This is a genomic window from Aliidongia dinghuensis (assembly GCF_014643535.1).
Lineage (GTDB): Bacteria > Pseudomonadota > Alphaproteobacteria > ATCC43930 > CGMCC-115725 > Aliidongia > Aliidongia dinghuensis.
Window position 1 is genome coordinate 170,652 of record NZ_BMJQ01000016.1, and the last position, 22,690, is coordinate 193,341.

General features: G+C 67.6%; 23 protein-coding genes. 8 read left to right on the plus strand and 15 right to left on the minus strand.

The annotated features are described in order from the left end of the window. Nucleotides 1-7: 7 nt before the first annotated feature. The 9 genes from IEY58_RS26590 to gloB form a co-directional block, all read right to left on the minus strand. On the minus strand, nt 8-2,092 hold the full coding sequence (locus IEY58_RS26590; protein ID WP_189051191.1) for a methyl-accepting chemotaxis protein: 2,085 nt from the start codon (nt 2,090-2,092) through the stop codon (nt 8-10). A 137-nt stretch (nt 2,093-2,229) separates the two neighbouring features. Then, a complete protein-coding gene (pheT, locus tag IEY58_RS26595; RefSeq protein ID WP_189051192.1) occupies nt 2,230-4,638 on the minus strand; it encodes a phenylalanine--tRNA ligase subunit beta in 2,409 nt (802 codons plus the stop codon). After that, complete coding sequence (gene pheS / locus IEY58_RS26600; protein WP_189051193.1) at nt 4,635-5,729, minus strand: phenylalanine--tRNA ligase subunit alpha; 1,095 nt, start codon at nt 5,727-5,729, stop codon at nt 4,635-4,637. Before pheS ends, pheT begins: the two co-directional genes overlap by 4 nt. Before the next feature lie 205 nt (nt 5,730-5,934). Beyond that, nucleotides 5,935-6,315, minus strand: coding sequence for a 50S ribosomal protein L20 (rplT, locus tag IEY58_RS26605; protein WP_189051194.1), 381 nt, complete (start codon nt 6,313-6,315; stop codon nt 5,935-5,937). A 4-nt stretch (nt 6,316-6,319) separates the two neighbouring features. Beyond that, nucleotides 6,320-6,523 carry a 50S ribosomal protein L35 gene (rpmI, locus tag IEY58_RS26610; RefSeq protein ID WP_189051195.1) on the minus strand — a complete coding sequence of 68 codons (204 nt, stop codon included), beginning with the start codon at nt 6,521-6,523 and terminating at the stop codon, nt 6,320-6,322. 201 nt (nt 6,524-6,724) lie between these two features. Further along, nucleotides 6,725-6,919 carry a DUF1059 domain-containing protein gene (locus IEY58_RS26615; protein WP_189051196.1) on the minus strand — a complete coding sequence of 65 codons (195 nt, stop codon included), beginning with the start codon at nt 6,917-6,919 and terminating at the stop codon, nt 6,725-6,727. Between the two features lie 94 nt (nt 6,920-7,013). After that, nucleotides 7,014-7,454 (minus strand): cupin domain-containing protein, encoded by a 441-nt coding sequence (locus tag IEY58_RS26620; protein ID WP_189051197.1) that lies wholly within the window; start codon nt 7,452-7,454, stop codon nt 7,014-7,016. Then, a complete protein-coding gene (locus IEY58_RS26625) occupies nt 7,451-8,056 on the minus strand; it encodes a glutathione S-transferase (RefSeq protein ID WP_189051198.1) in 606 nt (201 codons plus the stop codon). Before IEY58_RS26625 ends, IEY58_RS26620 begins: the two co-directional genes overlap by 4 nt. Before the next feature lie 27 nt (nt 8,057-8,083). Next, on the minus strand, nt 8,084-8,851 hold the full coding sequence (gene gloB, locus IEY58_RS26630; RefSeq protein WP_189051199.1) for a hydroxyacylglutathione hydrolase: 768 nt from the start codon (nt 8,849-8,851) through the stop codon (nt 8,084-8,086). 144 nt (nt 8,852-8,995) lie between these two features. Here gloB and IEY58_RS26635 point away from each other — a divergent pair, with 144 nt between their 5' ends. Together IEY58_RS26635 and IEY58_RS26640 are read left to right on the plus strand one after the other, a co-directional pair. Then, on the plus strand, nt 8,996-9,715 hold the full coding sequence (locus IEY58_RS26635) for a class I SAM-dependent methyltransferase (protein WP_189051200.1): 720 nt from the start codon (nt 8,996-8,998) through the stop codon (nt 9,713-9,715). A gap of 17 nt (nt 9,716-9,732) precedes the next feature. Continuing rightward, nucleotides 9,733-10,701 (plus strand): DUF3298 domain-containing protein, encoded by a 969-nt coding sequence (locus IEY58_RS26640; RefSeq protein WP_189051201.1) that lies wholly within the window; start codon nt 9,733-9,735, stop codon nt 10,699-10,701. Nucleotides 10,702-10,835: 134 nt separating this feature from the next. On the opposite strand, the gene metW is transcribed toward IEY58_RS26640, so the two are convergent. After that, a complete protein-coding gene (gene metW / locus IEY58_RS26645; RefSeq protein WP_189051218.1) occupies nt 10,836-11,408 on the minus strand; it encodes a methionine biosynthesis protein MetW in 573 nt (190 codons plus the stop codon). Nucleotides 11,409-11,452: 44 nt separating this feature from the next. After that, entirely contained in the window at nt 11,453-12,607 is a 1,155-nt protein-coding gene (metX, locus tag IEY58_RS26650) for a homoserine O-acetyltransferase MetX (RefSeq protein ID WP_189051202.1), read from the minus strand. 261 nt (nt 12,608-12,868) lie between these two features. On the opposite strand from metX, the gene pheA reads away from it, so the two are divergent. Genes pheA through IEY58_RS26665 form a run of 3 tightly spaced genes read left to right on the plus strand, consistent with a single transcriptional unit; the run spans nt 12,869 to nt 15,755 of the window. Beyond that, entirely contained in the window at nt 12,869-13,723 is an 855-nt protein-coding gene (gene pheA, locus IEY58_RS26655; protein WP_229743968.1) for a chorismate mutase, read from the plus strand. A 26-nt stretch (nt 13,724-13,749) separates the two neighbouring features. Then, nucleotides 13,750-14,874, plus strand: coding sequence for a histidinol-phosphate transaminase (hisC, locus tag IEY58_RS26660; protein ID WP_189051203.1), 1,125 nt, complete (start codon nt 13,750-13,752; stop codon nt 14,872-14,874). Then, entirely contained in the window at nt 14,871-15,755 is an 885-nt protein-coding gene (locus IEY58_RS26665; protein WP_189051204.1) for a prephenate/arogenate dehydrogenase family protein, read from the plus strand. The genes hisC and IEY58_RS26665 overlap by 4 nt, the downstream gene beginning before the upstream one ends. Nucleotides 15,756-15,822: 67 nt before the next feature. Here the strand turns inward: IEY58_RS26665 and IEY58_RS26670 are convergent, their stop codons facing one another. Further along, complete coding sequence (locus IEY58_RS26670) at nt 15,823-16,848, minus strand: DUF2125 domain-containing protein (RefSeq protein ID WP_189051205.1); 1,026 nt, start codon at nt 16,846-16,848, stop codon at nt 15,823-15,825. 166 nt (nt 16,849-17,014) lie between these two features. Between IEY58_RS26670 and IEY58_RS26675 the strand changes: the two genes are divergently transcribed. The 3 genes from IEY58_RS26675 (at nt 17,015) to IEY58_RS26685 (ending at nt 19,385) form a co-directional block, all read left to right on the plus strand. Next, on the plus strand, nt 17,015-17,914 hold the full coding sequence (locus IEY58_RS26675) for a DMT family transporter (RefSeq protein WP_189051206.1): 900 nt from the start codon (nt 17,015-17,017) through the stop codon (nt 17,912-17,914). Beyond that, nucleotides 17,914-18,489, plus strand: a complete 576-nt coding sequence (locus IEY58_RS26680; protein ID WP_189051207.1) for a gamma-glutamylcyclotransferase — start codon at nt 17,914-17,916, stop codon at nt 18,487-18,489. The genes IEY58_RS26675 and IEY58_RS26680 overlap by 1 nt, the downstream gene beginning before the upstream one ends. A 122-nt stretch (nt 18,490-18,611) precedes the next feature. Beyond that, nucleotides 18,612-19,385 carry a SapC family protein gene (locus IEY58_RS26685; protein ID WP_189051208.1) on the plus strand — a complete coding sequence of 258 codons (774 nt, stop codon included), beginning with the start codon at nt 18,612-18,614 and terminating at the stop codon, nt 19,383-19,385. 58 nt (nt 19,386-19,443) lie between these two features. Here the strand turns inward: IEY58_RS26685 and IEY58_RS26690 are convergent, their stop codons facing one another. The 3 genes from IEY58_RS26690 to IEY58_RS26700 form a co-directional block, all read right to left on the minus strand. Continuing rightward, a complete protein-coding gene (locus IEY58_RS26690; RefSeq protein WP_229743969.1) occupies nt 19,444-20,313 on the minus strand; it encodes an ABC transporter ATP-binding protein in 870 nt (289 codons plus the stop codon). Continuing rightward, complete coding sequence (locus IEY58_RS26695) at nt 20,202-20,975, minus strand: ABC transporter permease (protein ID WP_189051209.1); 774 nt, start codon at nt 20,973-20,975, stop codon at nt 20,202-20,204. The genes IEY58_RS26690 and IEY58_RS26695 overlap by 112 nt, the downstream gene beginning before the upstream one ends. 104 nt (nt 20,976-21,079) lie before the next feature. Next, the gene (locus IEY58_RS26700; protein WP_189051210.1) at nt 21,080-22,129 is read right to left on the minus strand and encodes a glycosyltransferase family 4 protein; all 1,050 of its coding nucleotides are present in this window, start codon (nt 22,127-22,129) and stop codon (nt 21,080-21,082) included. Nucleotides 22,130-22,690 lie beyond the last annotated feature (561 nt).

Sequence of the window (22,690 nt, forward strand, 5' to 3'; positions counted from 1 at the left end):
CAGCAGCCTAGGCCGCCTGGACGCCGGCGATGAACTGCTCGACCTCGCGGCTGAGGGCCGTCGACTGCTGGCCGAGATCGGCCGCCGTCTCGCGCACCTGGCCCGCCGCCGTCCCGGTTTCTGCCGCCGAGGCGCGGACCTCGCCCAGCTGGCCCGACACCTGCCCCGTCGCGGTCGCCACTTCCTGGGCGTCGCGCGCGACCTGGTTCATGGCGCTCACCTGGCCTTGCACCGCCTCCGTGATGGCACCGGTAAGCCCGTCGACCTCCTGGATGCGCGTGCGGATGCCGCCGATCGCTCGTACGGCCGTCTCCGTGGCGCCCTGGATCGCCGCGACCTGGCGCGTGATCTGCTCGGTCGCAGCCCCGGTCTGGGCGGCCAGCGATTTCACCTCGCTCGCCACCACGGCGAAGCCCTTGCCGGCTTCCCCCGCCCTGGCCGCCTCGATCGTCGCGTTCAAGGCCAGGAGATTGGTCTGTGACGCAATGGCGCTGATCACGCCCACCACCTGCCCGATTTCCGCGGCCGCATCGGACAGGCGTGCCACCTCGCGGTCAGTCGCCTCGGCATCGGCGACGGCGCGGGCCGTGAGGCTCGAGGATTGCGCGACCTTGTCCGACACTTCGGCCAGCGATGCGCGCATCTCCTCGGCCGCTCCGGCGACGGCATTGATGCTGTCGGCCGCCTGCTCGACCGCCCGGGCAATATCCTCGGTCCGCCGGTTTGCATCGTCGGCGAGGCCGGTCATGGCCTCGGCCGCCCTGGTCATCCGCTGGGTCGCCTGACCAACGGTGTCGAGCGCGCGGCGGGCCGACGCCTCGAAGCCGCGGCACAACGTGCCGAGCTGAGTCGCCCGGACAAGATCCGCCTCCTGCGCCTTGAGGCGCTCCGTCGCCAAACGGTCGGCATCGAGCGCCCCCTGGCGCAGGGCCTCGAGCGTCGCCGCCATTTCGGCGAACTCATCCTGCTGGCCGACCTGAGGCACCGGCTGCGCATAGTCGCGCCGGGACAGGTGCCCGATCGCGGTACTGAGCTCCCGCACCGGGGTGACGACGCGCCGGCGGATCAGCCGCAGCACGAAAGCAGCGCCGGCCAGCGCCAGAAACAGCGCAGCACCCGAGATCGACAGGCTGAGCCACGCCGCCGCACGCTCATCCTCGGCCCGCCGCTGCATCAGATCGAGCGCGGTGAACGCGATCTTGAGAATGGCCCCGAACGGTGCGTTGCAGAGCGCCGTCCATTGCGTCGGCGAGACCGGCGCGGTGCCGCTGTCGTCGAGCTTCTGGTAGACGGCGTCTCGCTCTGCCATGGAGGTATTCGTCGCCGCCTCCGCATCCGTGATGGCTTTGCGCAAAGCGTCGGACAGGCCCGGGCGCACCGTCAGGCCCTTGAGCGTGTTCCAGCCGGCCTCATCGTTGCCGCGCAGCCGATCGACGGTCGAGCGCCCCTGGACAGACAGTTTCTTGCCACCCGCGACGGCACCGCGGGCAGCAGAGCACTCCGAGCCGACGGGATCGCGGATCGCCCAGGCGGTCTGGCGTGCACCGACCAGTTCGCCGATCGCCGGATCGGCGATCCTCGCCTCACCAGCAACGCCCAGCGACGCGTCGTTCAAGCTGTCGATCACCGCGCCCACGGATTTGTACCAGGCATCCGTCGCTTTGATGTCGCGCTCGGCCTTGGGCTTCGCGGCATAGGCCTCGAGCTGGTCCCACTCTTGGCCCGCCGCACTCCAGCGCTGCTGCAGCTCGGCCGTCAGCCGGTCGAGACCGGCGCCACCGATGCGCGGCAGGACCGCGACGGCGGCCTTGAACTGAGCGGTCTGGTTCTCCCTGATTTCCTTCAGCTTCGGCTTCGGGTCATCGAGATTGAGAAGGGCGGTCTGCGTGTCGCCGCGTGTGACGCGCAGCACCTGCATGGCGCCGAACACCGTCCGATCGGCTTCGGCCAAGGTGACCAGCCGCCCGGCTGCGGCCGTCTCCCGGACGGCCGTCACGACGCGCAACCCCAGCACGATCACCAGAATCGCGCATAATGCGACGAACGCTGCTGTCAGCAGACTGCCGACGCGAAAATGAATCCCTCGGTTCATGTCGCTCCATCCGTTGGCGCGCGTCGCTCGCACGCTCTCGGAGATCGACATAACGCGAGAAAATTAACGAACTGATATAGTAATCGTGAAGAGTGTTCCCGCGCCCGTTGCAAGAGGCGCGGGATCCTCTCGGGCCGTCAGCCGCGGAGCACCGCGCCGGTCAGCTTGGTCACCTGCGCCACGATCGTCTTCGACACCGCCTCGATCGCCTCGTCGGTCAAGGTCGCCTCGACCGGCTGCAGCGTGACGGTGAGCGCCAGCGACTTCTTACCCTCCGGCACGCCCTGTCCGGTGTAGACGTCGAACAGGCGCACCTCCGTCACCAGCTTCTTGTCGGCGCCGCGCGCCGCGCGCAGCACCGCCTCAGCCGGCACGGTCTGGTCGACCAGGAAGGCAAAGTCGCGCTCGATCGGCTGGAACGGCGAGAGCTTCAGGAGCGGCCGCCCCTTCTGCGCCTTCACCGGCGGCACCGCGTCCAGGTAGACCTCGAATCCCACCGCCGGCCCCTTGAGACCGAGCGCCGTCACCAGGCGCGGGTGGATCTCGCCGAAATGGGCGAGCACTGTCTTCGGACCCAAGCGGATCGAGCCGCCGCGGCCCGGATGGTACCAACCCGGCGGATCGGCTGTGACCTGCAGGTTCTCGACCGGGGCTCCCGCCGCGGCGAGGGCGGCCAGCGCATCGGCCTTGGCGTCGAACGCATCGACCGGGGCGCCCGCGTTCCGCCACAGCTTCCTCGCCGTCCGGCCATGGCGGATGCCGGCCGCAACCAGTGCCTGGCCCTCCGGCGTGTCGTCGCGATATTGCGGGCCCAGCTCGAACAGCGCCGCGTCGCCATAGCCGCGGTCGGCATTGCGCTGCGCCGCGGTCAGCAGGTTCGGCAGGATCGACGGCCGCATGACGTCGAGGTCGCTCGAGATCGGGTTCGCGACCGCGAGCGACGCGTCCGCCGTACCGAACAGCCCGGCATTGCCGATGCCGAAGAGCGCGCTCGACATGAAGGAATAGGTCACCGCCTCGTGGAGGCCGCGTTCGGCAAGCGTGCGCCGGACAAGGCCGGCGCGGCGCTGGTTCGCGTCGACCGCCTGGCCCGGCAAGGCGCCGACCGGGCGAAGCGGCACGGCCGGAATATGGTCATAGCCGTGGAGACGCAGCACCTCCTCGACCAGGTCGGCCTCGCCCTCGATGTCGGCGCGCCACGACGGCAGCGACACGGCGAAATGGTCGCTAGCCTTGGCGACGGAACAGCCGAGATGGCTCAGGATCCGCGCGATGTCCTGGTCCGGCACGGTAACGGCGCCCAGCGTCTCGACCCGCTCCGGCCGGAGCGTCACGGTCCGCTGCCAATGCGGCTCGGCGCCGGTCACCGTGACCTCGCCCGGCTCGCCGCCGCACAGCTCCAGCACGAGCTTGGTCGCGATCTCGATGCCGTCGCGCACGAAGGCCGGATCGACGCCGCGCTCGAAGCGATAGCGCGCGTCCGACTGCACGCTGAGGCGACGGCCGGTCTCGGCCGTACGGGTCGGATCGAACAGCGCCGCCTCGATCAGCACGTCGACCGTGCCCTCGTCGCAGCCGGTCGTCTCGCCGCCCATGACGCCGCCGAGGCTGACGACGCCGCTCGCGTCCGAGATGGCGACCATGCCGGGCTCGAGCGCGTATTCCTTGCCGTTCAAGGCCAGGAGCGTCTCGCCGCCCTTGGCCGGATGCACGGTCAGGTCGCCCTTGACCTTCGCCACGTCGAACACGTGCAGCGGCCGGTTGACGTCGAACGTCATGTAGTTGGTGATGTCGACCAGCGCCGAGATCGGGCGGAGGCCGATCGAAGTCAGCCGCTCCTGCAGCCAGGCCGGGCTCGGCCCGTTCCTGACGCCACGGATGACGCGGCCGACGAACATCGGGCAGTCCTTCAGCGCCTCCCCGGCGATATGGATCTTGACCGGGCTCGGGAAACGGCCGGGGATCTTCTCGACCGCAAGCGGCTTCAGCGTACCGAGGCCGGCCGCCGCGAGATCGCGGGCGATGCCACGCACGCCCAGGCAGTCGGCCCGGTTCGGCGTGATCTTGATGTCGAGCAGCGGATCGTCGAGCCCGAGCACGGCCGCGAACGGCTCGCCGACGGGTGCTTCGGCCGGCAGCTCGATGATGCCCTCGTGATCCTCGCTCAGGCCCATCTCATAGGCCGAGCACATCATGCCGTTGGATTTGACGCCGCGGATCTCGCTGGGCTTCAGCACCAGGCCGGTCCGGGGAATGGTCGAGCCCGAGGGCGCGAACACGACTTTCAAGCCCGCCCGCGCATTGGGCGCGCCGCAGACGACCTGGATCGTTTCGGATCCGGTATCGACCTTGCAAAGCTTGAGCTTGTCCGCGTTCGGATGCTGCTCGGCCGAGACGACGTAGGCGACCTTGAACGGCGCCAGTGCGGCTCCCCGGTCCTCGATATTGTCGACCTCGAGCCCGAACATGGTGAGCGTCCGGGTCAGGGTCGCGAGGTCCGCATCGGTCTCGAGATGCTGCTTCAACCAGGAAAGCGTGGTCTTCATCGGCTGAGCCCTCCCGTCAGGCTCGGTCGTTCCAAGGGCAGGAAACCATAGTGGCGGAGCCAGCGCAGGTCCGACTCATAGAAGGTGCGGAGATCGGGGATGCCGTACTTCAGCATCGCGATGCGCTCGATGCCCATGCCGAAGGCGAAGCCCTGGTAGCGGGTCGGATCGATGCCGCAATTCGCCAGCACCTTCGGATGGACCATGCCGCAGCCCAGAATCTCGAGCCAGTCGCCATAGTTGCCGAGCTTCAGCTCGCCGCCCGAGCGCTTGCAGCCGATGTCGACCTCGGCGCCCGGCTCGACGAATGGGAAATAGCTCGGCCGGAAGCGGAGCGGCAGGTCGTCGATGTCGAAGAACGCGCGCAGGAATTCGGTAAGGCAGCCCTTCAAGTGCCCCATGTGGGTCGTCTCGTCGATCACCAGCCCTTCGACCTGATGGAACATCGGCGAATGGGTCGCATCGTGATCGAAGCGGAAGGTGCGGCCCGGGCAGATGATGCGGATCGGGTGACCCTCGGCGAGCTTGTCCTTGTCGCGCAGCATGGTGCGGATCTGCACCGGGGAGGTGTGGGTCCGCAGCACCTTGCGCGTGCCGTCCGGCTTGTCGGCCAGATAGAACGTGTCGTGCTCCTGCCGCGCCGGATGGTCGGCCGGGATGTTGAGCGCCTCGAAGTTGTAGAAATCGTCCTCGATGTGCGGACCTTCCTCGACGCTGAAACCCATGGCGCCGAAGATCGCGGTCAGCTCGTCGATCGTCTGGCTGATCGGATGGATGCGGCCCGCGGTCTCATGGGCGACCGGCAGGGTCACGTCGAGCCGCTCGGAGGCCAAGCGCCGCTCCAGCTCAGCCTCGGCCAGATGGGTCTGCGCGGCGTCGAGCGCAGCGGCGATCTCATCCTTCAGGCGGTTCAAGGCCTGGCCCGCAGTCTTGCGCGCCTCTGCGTCGAGGCCGCCCAGATCCTTCATCAGGCCGGTGATCTCGCCCTTGCGGCCCAAGGCCGCGACGCGGACTTGCTCGAGTGCCGCCGGGCTGTCTGCGCGAGCGATCTCCGCCAGCAGGCGGGTGCGCAAGGCTTCCAACGCGTCCATCGCTTTCCCTCGGGATGGTCAAAGAGGACAAAAAGAAAGGGCCGAAGATCGGATCTTCGGCCCTGGTACTGGTGCGGATCGTTCGCTTGGGCGCGGGCCGCCCGATGATCGGGCGGAAGAGCGCGCATGCAACTCGACCGACGGGGCCGTCAGCGGGTCCCGGTGCTAAATCGAGCGGCGAGCCGAGCGATCGTCATGGCGATGCTTACTCGGCCGCGGCCTTGGCCTTCTCGCCGAGCGCCTTCTGGGCGGTCTCGACCAGCGACTTGAACGCGTTCGGCTGGGTGATGGCGAGGTCCGAGATGATCTTGCGATCGAGCTCGATGCCGGCCAGCTTGATGCCGTTCATGAACTGCGAATAGGTCAGGCCATGCTGGCGGACGCCGGCGTTGATGCGCTGGATCCACAGGCCGCGGAACGAGCGCTTCTTGGCGCGCCGGTCGCGGTAGGCATACTGCAGGCCCTTCTCGACCTTCTCGATCGCGACGCGATAGGCCTTGCTGCCCCGGCCGCGATAGCCCTTGGCGAGGTCGAGGATCTTCTTGTGACGGGCGTGGGTGATCACGCCCCGCTTGACGCGTGCCATGTTCTCAACCCCTCAGATACGGCATGTACCACTTGACCAACGTCGAATCGCCCTTCTGGAGCGTGACGGTGCCACGGGCCTTGCGCTTCATCTTCTGCGGCTTGGAGATCAGGCGGTGACGCTTGTGCGCCACGTTCATCTTGATCTTGCCGGTCGCGGTGCGGCTGAACCGCTTCTTCGCGCCGGATTTGGTCTTGAGCTTGGGCACTTTTCAGTTCCTTTGACCAAGGTTGCGATGCGGTGGCAGGCATGCCCTGCGGCGCATAAATGCGCGGCCGTACCACCGGGATGGAGGCGGAGGGTATAGGCCATGAGGCGGGGGAACGCAAGCGGCGGCCACAGGAGCGGCCGGCATGGAAGGGAGCCGTGCCATGCAGGGCTCCCTCTCCTGAGTGATCAGCCGGGGCGGTCAGCCGGCGCGCGCCGGCTTCTCCTCCCGGATCGCGGCGCGGATGCGCTCACGCAGGGCTTCGGAGACCGGCCCGATCTCGTGAGCGTCATGAGCGTGATCGAGCTCCTTCACGATCACTTCCGCGTCGGTCGGTCCATGGACCTGATAGTCGCAGCCCGGGAACACCGAGCCGCAATCGAGAACCTTGGTCATTTCGCTCTCTCCCGCAAAGTCGCTTGCCTCTGAACGGGGCTTGGGGGCGACACCAAGAGAACCGACCCGGAGGGCGCTTCGTTCCGCATTTTCGTTAGCTGCGGGACGGCCGCGGCGACGGTTTCCAGTCCGGCGGCGCCAGCTCGAAATGGGCGAATTCGAAGCCGGGCGAGACGGCGCAGCTGACGAGCGTCCAGGCACCGAGGCTGACGGCGCATTGCCAGGCATGGGGCGGCACGATCGCCTGGGGCTTGAGCCCATTCGCGAGATCGGCGCCCAGATGCACGCCCCAGGCGTCATGGCCGTTCTCCGATACGGTAAGCGCCAGCGGCGCCCCCGCGTGCCAGAGCCAGATTTCGGTCGCGTCGATCCGGTGCCAATGGGATTGTTCGCCCGCCTGCAGCACGAAATAGATCGCCGTCACCGCCGCGCGCTCGCCGGATAAGGCGGGCGCGCGGTAGGTCTCGACATAGTGCCCGCCCTCGGGATGCGGCTGCATGCCGAGGGCGCGGATAATGTCGTGCGCTGTCGTCATGCCTTCGGGACGGTCGCGACGAACGACGGGCGCTCGGCCACGTCCGCGTACCAGGCGGCGAGCGTCGGATGGGCCGAACGCCAATCCTCCTCGGGGAAGCGGAAGTCGAGATAGCCCAGCGCGCAGCCGGCCGCGATCTCGCCGATCGTGAGCGAACCGCCGAGGCGCTCCGCGGCAAGAGCGGCCAGCGCCTGGCGGATCTTGCGGAATTGGCCCTCGCTCCAGGCGGCCCAGCGCTGCGGTTCCGGCCGGAGATTGTGCTCGTAGCGGACGAGCAATGCCGCATCGAGCAGGCCGTCGGCCGTCGCCTGCCGGCGGAGCGCCGTCCAGCGCGCCGGCCCCTCTGCCGGGAACAGCCGGTGACCGCCGTGCAGACTGTCGAGATACTCCGCGATGACGCGGGAATCGAACAGGCCCGTCCCGTCATCGAGCACCAGGGTCGGCACCTTGACCAGCGGGTTCTTGGCCGCGACGTCGGAATTGACGAGCGTCGGCGCCACGGTGCTGGGCACCAGTTCGATCTTGCCTGCAAGCCCGGTCTCGTGCGCCACGACCATGACCTTGCGGACATAGGGCGAGGCGGCGGAATAAAGCAGCTTCATGAAGGGTGCCCCCCTTGGCTCCGGTTATCAGAAATTGTCCTTGGCGCGGCGGACCGCGGCAAACACGTCGGCCGCGGGCCGGCCGGCGAGGCCCATCGCCGCCTGCACCGCCGGCACGTCGGCGCGCAGGAACGGGTTCGTCGCCTTCTCGACGCCGAGCACTGTCGGGATGGTCGGCTTGCCGGCGGCGCGGAGCGCCGTCACCTCGGCCGCGCGCGCCTCGAGCGCCGCGTTGTTCGGCTCGATCGTGCGGGCGAAGCGCGCATTCGATTGGGTATATTCGTGGCCGCAATAGACCCGCGTCGCGTCCGGCAGGGCTTTGAGCTTGCCGAGCGAGCGCCACATTTCCTCGGGCGTGCCCTCGAACAGCTTGCCGCAGCCGAGCGAGAACAGCGTGTCGCCGGAGAACAGGGCCTCGTCCGCCTCGAACCAGAGCGCGATATGGCCCGACGTGTGGCCCGGCACGGCGAAGACCTGTGCCTCGCTGCCGCCGACCCGATAGCGGTCGCCCTCGGCGAGCGGCACGTCGACGTCCGGGATGCGGTGCAGGTCGGCGCGCGGTGCCGCGATGACAGCGCCGGTCGCGGCCTTGAGCGCCGCATTGCCGCCGATATGGTCCGGATGGTGATGGGTATTGAGGATATGGCCGAGGCGCCAGCCCTCGGCCTCGAGCACGGCCAGCACAGGTGCTGCTTCCGACGGATCGACGACCGCCGTGTCGCCGGTCGCAGGATCGTGCAGCAGATAGCCGTAGTTGTCGGACAAGAGCGGCACCAGCCGGATCTCGAGCGCCATCGCGTGTCTCCCCGTCGCATTAAACGGCTTCGCATCAAACGACTTCGCACCAAAGGTCGTCGCGTCGAACGCCGACACCATAGGGGCCCTGCCCTGCGTGCGCCAAGCCTTCACGAGCGGCTTTTCGTGCTAAAGTCCGGCGCAATGTATTCCGACGTCGTCGATCTCCGCGATTTCTATCAGTCGAGCCTGGGCCAGGTCGCCCGGCGCATGATCCGTCGCCGCATCCGCATGATCTGGCCGGACGTGACCGGCATGCGGGTGCTGGGGCTGGGCTACGCGACACCCTATCTCCGGCCGTTCCATGACGAGGCCGAGCGGGTCGCAGCCTTGATGCCGGCCGCCCAGGGCGTGCTGCAATGGCCGCGCGGCGAGAAGAACGTGACGGCACTGTGCGACGAGGGCGAGCTGCCGCTGCAGGACGCGTCCATCGACCGGATCCTGCTGATCCACGCGCTCGAATGCAGCGAGGAGCTCCGACCGATGCTGGCCGAGGTCTGGCGCGTGCTCGCCGGCGGCGGCCGCGTCCTGATCGTCGTGCCGAACCGGCGCGGCATCTGGGCCCGGCTCGACCGTACGCCGTTCGGCGCGGGCCACCCCTTCACCCAGGCGCAGCTATCGCGTCTCCTGCGCGAGATGGCGTTCACGCCCGTGCAGAGCTCTGCCGCCCTCTATATCCCGCCCTCCGCCTCGCGTATGGTGCTGTCCGCCGCCGGCGCCTGGGAGAATATCGGCGAGCGCTGGTTCACCTCCTTCGCCGGCGTCGCGATGGTCGAGGCGACGAAGCAGATCTACGCCAAGAGCAAGCCCGACACCCGGCAGCGCCGGCACCTGGTCTACAAGCCCGCCGCCACCTCGATCTGATGTCTGCCAGGAAACCGATGCGGATCGCGCTTCCCTTCGCCGGTGCCCTCCTCGCCGCCGTCTCGTTCTCCGCCCCGGTTGGCGCTGCCGCCATCGACTGCACCAAAGCCAAGGGTGCGCACGACACGGCGATCTGCGCCGATCCCAACCTGCGTCAGCTCAACCAGGATCTGGCGGCTGCCTACGACAAGCTCGCGTCAGCCGCGAGTGCGGCGGGCCAGGCGCAGGTGCACCGCGACGAGCACGACCGGCGCGCCTATATCGAGGAACTGTGCCAGCCGACAGATAGCGCCTGCCTCGCTGCGGCCTACCATCAGGGCGTCAGCAGCGCGACCAAGTTCGCCGACCAGGCCGCGGGCGGCGTGTTGGTCCCGGTCGAGCGGTTCCGGCTACAGAGCGCAAAGGACGCGAAGACCAGCATCGTCCGGGCCTTCCCGCGGCTCGACCAGCCGAACACCCCTTGGACGGACCAGTTCGAGGCCGCAGCGCGCCAGGCTGCGGCCGCCCTGCTGCCCGAGGATCCGGACACCGCCGCGATCGTCGACTACCGGCCGACCTACCTGGCTTCGGACCTGGCGGCCGTCGCCTTCGCCGTCGCCACATACCCCCGTGGTGCGGCCCACGGCCTCAGCCAGCAGGTGTCCTTCACCTACCTGCCGACCGCGGAGCGCGGCCTACGGCCGGCCGACCTGTTCCAGAGTGGCACGACATGGAGCGGCTTCCTCGCCACGCGCGCATTCGAAACGCTGGGAAACCAAGCGACCAGCGGCGGCTGGACCTTGTCGATTTCCGGGCCAGGCGAGCTCGAGACGATCGTCGCGGATCCGGCGAACTGGCTGATCCACCCGGACGGGCTCGGCCTCTATTTCGCGCCCACGAGCGTCGGCCCCTATGTCGCGGGCGAGCACGAGGTGCTGGTGCCGTGGGCAGACCTGAAGCCGTATCTCTCAGCGACGCCAGCGTTCAAGGTACCGGGATCGGACTAAATCTCGCAAATAAATCGTCATTCCCGCGCAGGCGGGAATCCAGCGAGAGCCGCGTCAGCGGCGACATGACTCAATATCCGCGCCACCGCGCGTAAGGGACTGGATTCCCGCCTGCGCGGGAATGACGGGAGAGATCAGCCCGCCCGCCTCAGCAGAAACACGCCCTGCTCCGCCAGCCAGTTGGCGGCCTCGCTCTCGGCCTTGAGCCGCCAGGGCTGGCCCTCGCGGTCGAGCATCTGGGCCTGCTCGACGACAAGCCCCAGTTCCGCCGCGAGCGTCAGGAAGTCGCGGATCGTGCAGAGATGGATATTGGGCGTGTCGTACCAGCTGTGGTCCAGGAGCGAGCTGTGCGGCATGCGCCCGGTGACGAGCAGGCCAAGCCGCACCCGCCAATAGCCGAAGTTCGGCACCGAGACGATCGCGCGCCGGCCGATGCGGGTCAGCCGCTCCAGCACCTGGCGCGGCTGGCGGGTCGCCTGGAGCGTCTGGCTCAGGACGACATAATCGAAGGCCCCGGCCGGATATGTCGCGAGGTCGTTGTCCGCATCGCCCTGGATGACCGAGAGGCCGGAGCGCACGCAGGCATTGACGCCCGCCTGGCTCAGCTCCATGCCCCGTCCGTCGACGCCCTTCTCCGCCGCGAGATGGGCCAAGAGCGCGCCGTCGGCGCAGCCGATGTCGAGCACCCGGCTGCCGGGCGCCACCATGTCGGCGATGAGGCGAAGGTCGCGACGCAGCCCGTTGGAACCGATCACGAAAGCCCCCGGTGGCGGGCACAGCCCTCGATGAAGCCCTTCAGGGTCGCGAAGAATTCCGGCTCGTCCAAGAGGAAGGCGTCGTGGCCGGCGTCGGTCTCGATCTCGACGAAGCTGACATTGCCGGCGACCGCGTTCAGCGCATGGACGATGACCCGGCTCTCAGAGGTCGGATAGAGCCAGTCGCTCGTAAACGAGATCACGCAATAGCGCACGTTGCCGCCGCGGAACGCCTCGGCCAGCTGCCCGCCGTATTCGGCCGCGAGGTCGAAATAGTCGGTGGCGCGCGTGATGTAGAGATAGGAGTTCGCGTCGAACCGCTCGACGAAGCTCGCCCCCTGGTGCCTGAGGTAGCTTTCGACCTGGAAGTCCGCCTCGAAGCCGTAGGAGATGGCGTTGCGGTCCTGCAGGTTGCGGCCGAACTTGCGATGCAGCGCCAGTTCGGAAAGATAGGTGATGTGCGCCGCCATGCGCGCGACGGCCAAGCCCCGCTCGGGCCGCTTGTCGTGCAGGAAATAGCTGCCGCCGCACCAGTCCGGGTCGGCCATGATCGCCTGGCGGCCGACCTCGTGGAACGCGATGTTCTGCGCCGAATGGCGCGATGCAGTCGCGATCGGCACGGCTGCGAACACCCGGTCCGGATGAGCCGTCGCCCATTTCAGCACCTGCATGCCGCCCATCGAGCCGCCGATCGCGCAGAACAGCTGGTCGATGCCCAGGTGATCAATGAGCGCCACCTGGGCCTGGACCATGTCGCCGATCGTGATGACCGGGAAGTCGAGCCCCCAGGGCTGCCCGGTCGCAGGGTTGGCCTCCTTGGGCCCGGTCGTGCCGAGGCAGCCGCCCAGCACGTTCGAGCAGATGACGAAATAGCGGTCCGTGTCGATCAGAAGGCCGGGACCGATGAGCGTCGTCCACCAGCCGGGCTTGCCGGTGATCGGGTGGGTGTCGGCCACGAACTGATCGCCGGTCAACGCGTGGCAGACGAGGATCGCGTTCGACTTGTCGGCGTTGAGCCGCCCGTAGGTCTGATAGGCGATCCGATAGGACGCCAGCACCGCACCGGATTCGAGGGTCAGCGGGACGTCGACGACCAGGATCTTGCCTGCGGCAGCTTCGTTCGCTCGATGGATCGTCTCGGACAAACTCATCTCTGGGACAAGTGCGGCGCCGGCTCAACGCGGAAGCGGCGCGGGCGGGTTCGGTTTTAGCAGATGGTATCTCGGTCGCGCCTCGGGAGATGTCAAATGCTTAATGCGCGGCCGCGCCCTCGGCGCGACGCGACGGCGCCCGGCGCGATTCGGGTTGTCGCTCGGGCCCGGCCGAGCGCAACATGCGGGACCCTCCCGATTTCCGGCCCGGGAAACGCACGCATTTTTTCGTTGGAACAGTGATTGCTTGATTTCCCGATCATGGATTCAGAGACAAGCCTCGACAGTTTGCGACAGAAGATCGACCAGATCGACGATCAGCTGCACGATCTTTTGATCGAGCGGACGAGCCTGGTCGAGGAGATCCGCAGCCGCAAGAGCCGCAACGGCACGCCGGTGATCCAGCCCGCCCGCGAAGCCGCGATCTTCCGGCGCCTGGCCGGCCGCCATCGCGGGCCGTTCCCGCTGGGCGCCGTCCATCGCATCTGGCGCGAGATCATCACCGCGATCACCGCGCTGCAGCAGCCGATCGCCGTCGCGGTCCATGTGCCCGACGATCAGCCCGGCGCCTGGGATGCCGCGCGCGACCATTACGGCAGCCAGGTGCCGATGACACCGTACAGCACGATCAGCCAAGTGATCCGCGCGGTCAGCGAGCGCTCGGCCACGATCGGCGTGTTGCCCATGCCGACGGAGGACGAGGCCGATCCGTGGTGGCGGCAGCTGATGTCGCGCGACGCCGGCGCCCCGCGCATCATCGGCCGCCTGCCCTTCGCCGGCCGCGGCAACGCACGCACCGGGCGCGACGCGGTCGCGATCGCCTGCCAGGCGGTCGAGCCCGCGAGCTGCGACCGCACCTTCATCGTCGTCGAGGTACCGGCACAGATCAGCCGCGCGCGGCTGCAATCATGCTTGAGCGCTGCCGGCTTTCAGTGCGATCTGCTGGCTGCCTGGGCCAGCGACGGGCTTTCGCTGGCGCTGGCCGAACTGCGCGGCGCCGTGGCGCCCGACGATGCGCGCCTTGCGGACCTGTCGGCGCAGCTGGGCGAGCCGATCGACCGGCTGTTCCATCTGGGCGGCTATGCCGAACCGTTCGTGACCACGCCCCGCGCCTGAAACTTCGTTCAAAGAGGCTCTTTCCCGTGACCAGCACAGAGACGCCGTCCCCCGAATCCCGCCAGCCCGTCGCGCGCCCCGGCGTTCTCGACATCGCCCCTTATGTCGGCGGCGAGTCCAAGGTCGCTGGCGTCAACCGCGTCATCCGCCTCGCGTCCAACGAGGGCGCGCTCGGGCCGAGCCCGAAGGCGATCGAGGCTTACAAGGCACTGTCGGGCGAGATCCACCGCTATCCGGACGGCGGCTCAGCGGCGCTCAGGGCGGCGCTTGCCGGCCGCTTCGGGCTCGAGGCGGAGCGGATCGTGTGCAGCGGCGGCTCGGACGAGCTCATAACGCTCTTGACCCGCGCCTATGCCGGTCCCGGCGACGAGGTGCTCTATAGCCAGCACGGCTTCCTCATGTACCCGATCGCCGCCATGGGCGTCGGCGCGACGCCGGTGACGGCACCCGAGACGAACCTCACGACCAACGTCGATGCGCTGCTGGCCGCCGTCACCGAGCGCACGAAGCTCGTGTTCGTCGCCAACCCGAACAACCCGACGGGCACCTATCTCTCCGCGGCCGAGATGGCGCGGCTGCACGCGGGCCTGCCGTCCCATGTCGTGCTGGTGATCGACGCTGCCTATGCCGAATATGTCGGCCAGCATGATTACGAGCCGGGCATCGAGCTCGTCCGGCGCTCGACCAACACGGTCATGACCCGGACTTTCTCCAAGATCTATGCGCTGGGCGGCATGCGCGTCGGCTGGGCCTACTGCCCGGACAATATCGCCGATGTGCTGAACCGTCTGCGCAACCCGTTCAACGTCAACGCCGCCGGCCAGGCCGCCGCGGTGGCGGCGCTCGAGGACGTCGAGTTCGCCGAGGCAAGCCGTGCCCACAACGACAAATGGCTGCCCTGGACCAGCGAGGGGCTGACGCGGCTCGGCCTGAAGCTCACGCCCAGCGTCGGCAACTTCGTGCTGGCCCAGTTCCCAGAGACGACCGGGCACAGCGCCGACGCGGCCTGGGATTACTTGAAGTCGCGCGGCATGCTTACCCGCAAGATGGGGAGCTACGGCCTGCCGAACGCGCTCCGGATCACCATCGGCACGGGCGACGAGATGAAGGCGGTGGTGGACGCGCTCAGCCAGTTCCTCGGCAAGTCGTGAGCAACGCCCTCTTTCGCCGCGTCGCGATCATCGGGTTCGGCCTCATCGGCTCGTCGCTCGGCCGGGCGATCAAGCAGCATGGCCTTGCCGGCACGCTGGTCGCGATCGACCGGGACGCGCCGTCGCGCGACGAGATCGCGCTCCTCAAGCTCGCCGATGAAGTGACCGGCGATCTCGCCGCCGGCGTGGCCGACGCCGACCTCGTCGTGCTGGCGACGCCGGTTTCAACCTACGCCGAGCTTGGCCGCGCCATCGCACCGCTGCTCAAGCCCGGCTGCATCGTCAGCGATGTGGGCTCAGTGAAGCAGCTGGTGCTGGAAGACCTGGCGCCAGCCCTGCCGCCGCACGTCCATCTGGTGCCGGGACATCCGATCGCCGGCACTGAGCGGTCGGGCCCGGGCGCCGGCTTCGCGAGCCTGTTCGAAGGCCGCTGGTGCATCCTGACGCCCGCTCCTGGGACCGACCGGGCCGCGGTCGCCGCGGTGAATGCGCTGTGGCACGCGATCGGCAGCGACGTGGTCGAGATGGATGCGGAGCATCACGACAAGGTGCTGGCCATCACCTCGCACCTGCCGCACCTGATCGCCTACACGATCGTCGGCACCGCCGTCGATCTGGAGGAGGACATCAAGTCCGAGGTCGTGAAATTCTCGGCGAGCGGCTTCCGCGACTTCACGCGCATTGCGGCGTCGGACCCGACCATGTGGCGCGACATCTTCCTCAACAACCGCGAGGCGGTGCTGGAGATGCTGCAGCGCCTGACCGAGGATCTGTTCGCGTTGCAGCGGGCGATCCGCTGGGGCGAAGGCGACTTCCTGTTCGAGCGCTTCACCCGCGCCCGCGCCATCCGCCGCAGCGTGATCGAGGCGAAGCAGGCCTAGGGCCGGATCGAATTGAGGGGAATCCGTCCCTAATCAAATAGTTAGAGCGCCCGTCACCAGTCGATCGTCACCAGTCGATCCGGGCGAGCTTCATGAGCCGCGCGGGGCCGAGGAACAGGGCACCGTCCTGGATCGTCACCGGAGTCTTGAGCTGTGGCGAACCATCGACGCCGCGCTGGGTCATCATCGACAGACCCATCCGCACGAGGGAGGCGTCGTTCTGCCGGATCACGCCGCCATCGACCAACGCGTCGACGATGGCCTCGTAGCCCACGATGCGCGCACTGAACGCTCCCAGCGGCTGCAGCGCCTTGTCGAGCGCCAGCGTGCCGTCGGCCGAGAGGCCGAGTGGCCCCCAGCCGAGATCGACGCCCTGCAGCTCGATGGTACCGCCATCATCGCGCCAAGTCGCGAGCGCATCAGCAAGCTTGCCGGCCGGCACGGGGCCACGCCACGTGGCGTCGAGCTTCACGTGATCGATCATTTGCCCGAGCGGAGCGACGCTGTTCGGCAGCGTGGCCTGGTGAGCCAGCAGGTTGATGGAAAACAGCGGCTCCTCATGGGAATGTGGCGACGCCGGCGGGAGAAGCAGCACCAGCGCCGCGTCGCCCACCTTCGTCGTCCGGTCGCCCGCCACGATCGAGATGTTGTCGGCGTTGACTTCCGCGCGTTTGCCTCCGGGCACGCCACCAGGGCCGACCACGGCACTCAGCCGGCCTGCAAGCCGATCGACGGCGACGGTGCCCTGGAGTGCTGCGAGCGAGGCGCCGTTCGGCATGGCGAAGTGCCAGGCACCGAGCTTCCACGGCTGCGCCCAGGCGAGCAGCACCGGCACCGTGACCCGCCCCTTGGCGCCATGCGGCAGCCCGTCGGCGGCGACGTCGGTGAGACGCACCTCGAGGCGGAACGGGAAACCCTGAGTCATCTCTGTGCCGGCCGCGAGTTCGACCCCGTCCGCGCGCTCGCGCGCGATGAAGGCATCGACCTCTCGGCGCACCTGATGGGCGAGCAGCAACCAGAGGACGGAATAGAGCGCGACCAAGGCTGCGGCTGCAGCAACGCCGGTCTGTAGATTGAGGCGAGGACGAAACATGGCGCGCGGTTATACGCGGGTTCCGAAGGCGGGTCGATGGGCAAGGCGCGTCCCGCGTTCCGGGCATGGCCGACCGGCGCCACCGGCGATTGCCGCCGCCAACCACCCGCTGCCAAGCTCGGCACGCTTCACCCCTGTTGGTTTGCCGCACCCCCGAGACCGTTCGATGGCCGTGCCTCACCCCGCCGCCCTCTCCGCCTCGCCGCTCCAGCGTGTGGCGCCCGCCTTGTTCGTGCTGCTCTGGTCGACCGGCTTCCTCGGCGCCAAGCTCGGCCTGCCCTATGCCGGCCCGATGACGTTCCTCGGCGTGCGGTTCGCCATCGTCGCCGTGCTTGCGGCTCCGCTCGCCCTCGCCTCCGGTGCTCGCTGGCCCGAGCGCCCGGCCCAGCTGCTGCACGTCGCCGTGGTCGGGCTCCTGATGCAGTTCGCCTATCTGGGCGGCGTCTTCACCGGCATCGCCCATGGCGTGCCGGCCGGCGTCTCGGCGCTTATCGTCGGGCTGCAGCCGATCCTGACGGCGGCCCTCGCCGGCCTGGTGCTGGGTGAGAGGATCCGCCCGGTGCAATGGCTGGGACTGGCCCTGGGTCTCGCAGGCGTGGCGCTCGTCGTGATCAATCCGGCGCTGCTCGACCGCGATCGGCTCGGCGCCGCCGGCATCACGATCGTCGCCATGGTCGCGATCACCGTCGGCACGCTCTACCAGAAGCGTTTCTGCAGCGGGATCGACCTGCGGGTGACCGTGGTGATCCAGAATGCGGTTTCCGCCCTCGCGATGCTGCCGGCGGCGCTGCTCTTCGAGCCGTTCACGATCGAGTGGACGCCGCGCTTCGTGTTCGCCATCGCCTGGCTCGCGATCGTGCTCTCGCTCGGCGCCACGATGCTGCTGTTCTACCTGATCCGCCACGGTGCCGCCTCGCGCGTCTCGAGCCTGTTCTACCTGACGCCGGCGGTGACCGCGGTCATGGCCTTCGCGCTGTTCGGCGAGACGCTGAGCCCGTTGGCGCTCGTCGGCATGGCGCTCGCCGCCGCCGGCGTCTGGGCCGTCAACAGCAGCGGCCGCGGCTGATGCTCTGGTCTGAACACGCGTCGGCACCGGATGCGCTGCCGGTGCCCGAGGGCGACCTCTGGGTCTTTGCCTACGGCTCCCTCATGTGGGACCCGGGCTTTCCGCACGAGGCGATCCTGCCGGCGGAGGTCGAGGGCTTGACCCGGGCCTTCTGCGTCCGTTCCGAAGGCCATCGCGGTACCGTCGCCGCCCCTGGCCTCGTGGTCGGCCTGCTGCCGGGCGGGCGCTGCCGCGGCCTCGCGATCAAGGCTGACGGACGGCACAAGGCAGCGACGCTCGATTATCTCTGGCGCCGCGAGATGGCCCTCGCCGACGGCTATGTGCCGCGTCGCGTGATCGCACGCCTCGACGACGGGCGCTCGATCGAAGCGCTGACCTTCGTCGCCGATCTCGAGCATGCGGCCTACGCGGGCGGGCTCCCGGTCGAGGAAGCGGCCCGGCGCATCGCGACAGCGACCGGGCAGCGCGGCACGAATCGGGACTATTTCGAGCGGACCTTGGCGCAACTCGTCCGGCTCGGCATCGAGGACCTGGGCCTCGCACGCCTCGGCCAAGCCATCGTCGCCCTGGCCTAGCATCGATTCGGGGTGGCGCCTGGGCCGCCGCCGGCAAATCCGCTGTTGACTGCCGCCGCCGTCCGCGCAATCTGCGCGGCGCTCCCAACGGGCGGAGCAAGACAGGGTTAGGACACCAGGGGATGACGGAAGAGAAGCAGAGCAGCGGCAGCCAGGCCACAGCGGCCCGGCCGATGTTCTTCAACCGGTTGATGACGCTCGACCGCGAGCTTCACGCCAACATGAAGCTCAACACCAATGCCGGCTTCGGCTTCGCCGCGCACACCCACCTGATCCCGATCACCATCGCCGAGTTCCGTTTCGTCGCGCGCCAGTACCCGATCATCTTCAGCGCCGGCGAGATCCCGATGCCGTTCGCCGTCGTGGGGCTGCGCGAGAATACGAACCTGATGGTCAATGAGAGCAATCAGTGGCGCAACCGCACCTACATCCCCGGCGCCGTGCACACCTATCCGTTCATTCTGCTGCCGATCGCCAAGGATTCGAACGAGGTTTCCGTCGTGATCGATCCGGACGCGGCGAGCCTCGGCGAGATCGGCGAAGCATTGTTCAAGGACGGCACGCCGACGCCGATCCTGTCGCGGATCATCGAGCTCACCAACCATTTCCGTGCGGGCATGATGAAGACGATCGAGTTCGGCAAGATGATCGCGGCCGCCGAGCTCTTGGTGCCGCGCGGCGTCGAACTCCTGCTGCAGGACGGCAGCAAGTTCCGCATCGACAATTTCCTCACGCTCGACGGGGCGAAGATCGACGGGATCGCCAACAACATCTTCCTGCGCTGGCGCAAGGACGGCTGGCTGCTGCCGCTGTTCCAGTGCCTGCAGTCGCTGGATTCCTGGTCCATGCTCGCCGACCTGGAGAGCGATCGCCGCGCCGCGGCCGCCAACGCTTGATGACGAAGGGCGGGCCCCTGAGCCCGCCCTTATCTCGACGCCGAACGGCCGTCGCGGCTCAGGCGTGGACACTCTCGGTGTAAGCGGCGAACACATCATCGATCGCGCCGAACATACGGACCCGGCCGCGCTCCAGGAACAGCGCCTTGTTGCACCATTCCTTGACGATCGCCTCGGAGTGGGAGGCGAGCACCAGGATCTTGGAGCCAGAGACGAAGCTCGCCAGCCGGTGGCGTGCCTTTTCCAGGAAATAGGCGTCGCCGGCGAGGAGCCACTCGTCCATCAGCAGGATTTCCGGCCTGACGCAAGTCGCGACCCCGAAGGCAAGCCGCATCAGCATGCCGCTCGAATAGCTGCGGATCGGCATCTTGAGATAGTCGCCGAGCTCGGTAAAGGTCGCGATCTCGTCGATGCGGCCGGCCATTTCCTTGGGCGCCATTCCCATATAGACGCCCCGCAGGATGATGTTCTCGTAGCCCGTGGCATCATGGTTGAGGCCAAGCGCCGAGTCGAACAGCGGGGCCACCTTGCCATCGACATCGATCAGGCCGTCGGTCGGTTCGTAAGTGCCGGCGAGCACGCGCAGCAACGTCGTCTTGCCGGCACCGTTCGGGCCGATAAGGGCGACACGATCGCCTTCCTCGACGTCGAGGCTGATCTTGTCGAGCGCATGCACCACCAGCCGGTGGTTGGCATCGGCGAGAATTCGCCCCCCCGCACCCGCGCGCATCAGGGTCTTCTTCAAAGACCGGCTGCTGCCCTGGTAGATCGGAAAATCGACGGAAACATCACGCAGACGAATCGCAGTCACAGCGGTCACACCCAATAAGCGATGCGCGCGCGGAAGCGGGCGAAGAACGGGAAGCCAACGAGCCAGCAGAACGCTGTCGACCCGAGTGCCACCAGCCAGGACGTCAGCGGCGGCCACTCGCCCAGCAATGGGGCTCGGATGAGATCGATGAAGCAGTTGAACGGATTGTAGAGTGCCAGCGCGACATGGGGGCCCAGCAGTTCCGGGCGCCACATGATCGGCGTCATGAAGAAAATGACCTGCAGCAGGCTGGCGACGACCGGCGGCACGTCGCGGAAGCGAGCGCAGAGCGCCGCCAGCACTAGCCCGGCCGGTACGGCGCACAGGATCATCAGCAGCATGCCGGGCACAACCAAGAGATCGGCCCAGTTAACCGGAACGCTGAACCAGACGACCACGACGAGAAACACGATGAGATTATGGCCGAACACGATCAGGTTACGCGCGATCACGCGATAAAGATGGATCGCGAGCGGCATGCGGATCTGCTTGATCACGTGCTCCGCCGAGACGAAGGCGGTGCAGGCCTCGCCCAGCACGGTCGAGATCAGGCCCCAGGCGAGGATGCCGAGCGAGAGATAGGGCAGATAAGTCGCGATGTCTGTTTTGAACAGTCGCGAATAGAGCATGCCCAGGCTGCCGATCATGATTGCCGTGCTGAGCGTCAGCCAGAACGGCCCGAGCACGGAGCCGCGATAGCGTTGCTTGATATCGGTCCAGGCGACGAGGCCCCAGAGCCACCAGTGCACGAACCCCTGGCCGAGGTCGCGGAGCGCCAACACCGCCCGCGACGGGGGGCGCGCGAGCGTTACCGGCCGCGCGGGCGCAGATTCAGCAAGATCAAAACCGGTCACAAAAAGCCACTTCCTCAAGTTCGAGCGCTTCACACCGTCCGATGCTGCGCGCCCAGACGATTCAACTGTCGAGCGCCGGGCCACGCGTCCCGGCCGAACTGCCGGGCGATGTCCCGCTCCGCCTGAGTCCCCAGGCTCTGCCGCAGACCCGGCACTTCCGCCGCCTGCCGGAGACAGTGTGCGGCATGCTCGACCGAAGGGTTCGCCCAATTCATGTCATTATAGTCGTATTTCCGCTGCGGATCGGTGGCGGGGATCAACGAATAATCCACCAGCATCGAATTTTCGCGGGTCATGAAGTCCAGATTGCCGGACCAGCCGGTCGCAACCACCAGCTTGCCGAGCTGCATCGCCCGGGCGAGCGGCAGGCCGAACCCCTCGGTCCGATGCATCGACAGCAGCACGTCGACCGAGCACAGCAGATCCGACATCTCCTGATCCGTCAGCTTCTGCTCGATCAGGTGGATGTTGGGATAGCCACCCGTCGCCTCCAGCACGGCGGCCCTCAGGTCCGGCGCCAGGCTGCCATCATTCATCTTGATGATAAGGTGCGCTTTCTCACGGCCGAACGCGCGGCGGAACGCCTCGATCGCGGCCAGCGGGTTCTTGCGGGCAAACGACGAGCCCATGTGGAAGAACGTGCCCACGACAAGCTCGTCCGCGCCGATGCCGAACTTCTGCCGCCAGTCGAACGTCTGCGGCGGCACCGGCAGCATCGGATGGGGCACCACATGCACAGGCAGATCAACTTCTGCGCGAATCGCATCGGCGGTGAAGCTGCTCGGCACCCAGATCTCGTTGACGAACGGGAAGCCGACGCGCCAGCTGTCGGGAATGCGTGGCAATTCCCATGACCAGTAGCCGATCATGCGCTTGCGACGGGTCGCAGCCCGCCCCATGGCGAGCAGCGCCAGCGGCAGATACGGCGCGTTGATGTGCACGATCATCGAGCCGCCGGGGTCGGCCCGATGCACGGGCGGCGGCGTCGGGTCACCGGGCATGTCGGCCAGATTGAGCCGTTCGCTGAAATCGAGGCTTTCAGCCGGAATACCGAGCGCCTCGAGCGCGGCAAGGCACATCCGGGCGCCCTCGCCGATGCCGGTCGTGCTGCGCATCAGGCCTGCGACGGTCACCGGCACGCCGCCGACAGCACCCTGGACCGGCCGCGGCGCCAGAATCGAGGTGAGGGTATAGAGCACCGCACGACGCGGTTCGCTCGGCAGGCGGCGCCACAATTCGTGCGCTCGGGCCCGCCAACGCGGGTGCCTTACGGGAGTGCTTGCCGTTTCTAGTGCCACAGCGGATGCCGCCTACCAATTGCCCGTTTTTGTGAACGCGGGGACGAGGTCCCGGTTTCATGCACAATGAACTTCTTTGTTATGAGTTGGATTTTGGTCGGCACTCTTTCACCAAAAAGCAGCATAGGCAACGCTGATTTCACACGACACATGCCTGAATCGCGCTCAGCACAATTGCTTACAACGAAATGAAACAAGAACTCACGGAATGAAATAGTCGTCCGTGAAGAACCCGCCTGAGCGATATTTCAGGCGGGTTTTGCGTCTGTGCCGTCGGCGGGCCAGACCTGGATCCAGGCACACAAGATCGCTGTGAACCACCTCAGCAGGAGGTGGAAATTG